General features: G+C 56.2%; 1 protein-coding gene and 2 pseudogenes. 1 reads left to right on the top strand and 2 read right to left on the bottom strand.

From position 1 onward, the window contains the following. Nucleotides 1–107, top strand: a pseudogene (locus FV218_RS22410) (IS5/IS1182 family transposase); the annotation flags it as partial. A gap of 15 nt (nucleotides 108–122) precedes the next feature. Here FV218_RS22410 and FV218_RS22405 read toward each other — a convergent pair. Together FV218_RS22405 and FV218_RS22395 are read right to left on the bottom strand one after the other, a co-directional pair. Next, nucleotides 123–854: an alpha/beta fold hydrolase gene (locus tag FV218_RS22405; protein WP_246685242.1), complete on the bottom strand. Its 732-nt coding sequence runs from the start codon at nucleotides 852–854 to the stop codon at nucleotides 123–125. Between the two features lie 389 nt (nucleotides 855–1,243). Beyond that, a pseudogene (locus FV218_RS22395) lies at nucleotides 1,244–1,350 on the bottom strand (IS5/IS1182 family transposase); the annotation flags it as partial.

Below are 1,350 nucleotides of genomic sequence, written 5' to 3'. Positions count from 1 at the left end.
TCGGACGCCTCAAGCAGTATCGCCGCATCGCCACCCGCTACGAGAAGCGGGCGGCCAACGACCTCGCCATGGTCACACTCGGCATGACCATGCTCTGGCTCACATGACCTCGCAGAGACGACCTAGTCACAATGATTTTGTTCAATCGCTTGGTTGAGGTATCCTCGAACTATCGTACCTGTTGTTGTTTTTTGCTCATATACACAGAAATGACCTCCCGATAGCACGTCGAGCGACATCCCGGCGGTGGTATGGTTCTGCCATTGTTGGAGAGCATGAACCAAGACTTCGGGATCGTTATCTCCTCCAAGGACGTGGATCGGTAGCGGAAGTGGTGCCGCCGGGGGCGAGCGCCACTTTTCGATGAGGGCAAAGTCCGCCCTGGCAATCGGGAGGATGAAAGGCAGCAGCTTCTGATTTGAGAGGATCTCGTCGGGAGTGCCGCCCATCGCTCTCAACTCATGGATGAATGCCTCGTCGTTGAGGAGATGCCTCTTACGGAGGGCTTGGAGAGAGCTGGGCGCGGCCCAAGAGGACACGACGATAGCTTGGGGCAAGGGAATGCTACTTGCCCGCGATCTCCGTGCCAGTTCGTAGGCCAGCAAGCCCCCCATCGAATGGCCGAAATAGGCGTATTTCTCCGGCAGAAGCGATCCTATGCCATCGAGTATGGCATCCACCAGATCGCCAAGGTCGACCGGCATGGGTTCGGCATATCGCCGGGCGCGACCGGGATACTCGACAGGACAGACACGGATTTTTGGTCCGAACACATCGAGCCAAGGTAGAAAGATGTTCGCGCCCGCTCCCGCAAAGGGTAGACAAAATAACGTCAGGCACGCCGAGTCCGGCATCTTAATCGGAAGCCAAGAGGAGACCGCATTCATCGGTGCGTCACTTTGTAAGAAGAGCGAAAAAGACCAGCTTGATCGCGAACGGTCGTGCGGCGGAAAAGATCGCCCAAGGAAAATTCGGCGTCGAACGCGCCGGTCAATCGCTCATGGAGGCGAGCTAGCAAGAGGGAATCGCCATCAAGATCGAAGAAATTATCAGTAGAACGCACATTTTCCCGGCCTATAATGCTCCTACAAGTGATCGCAACCTGGGTTTCTACTTCATCAAGGACTTGTGATTTGACCTGCTCATTGCACGTCGCTTTCGAAATTGGGAGCAGCGAGCCGCAATTGAGAATTAGAAGCGGTGCAATACCGGGATGCGTTGTGACTAGGTCGTCTCTGCGAGGTCATGTGAGCCAGAGCATGGTCATGCCGAGTGTGACCATGGCGAGGTCGTTGGCCGCCCGCTTCTCGTAGCGGGTGGCGATGCGGCGATACTGCTTGAGGCGTCCGA

The sequence above is a fragment of the Methylobacterium sp. WL69 genome (genome assembly GCF_008039485.1).
Lineage (GTDB): Bacteria > Pseudomonadota > Alphaproteobacteria > Rhizobiales > Beijerinckiaceae > Methylobacterium.
The sequence above is the reverse complement of the archived record's forward strand: the minus strand, read 5'-3'. Positions and strand labels throughout refer to the sequence as shown.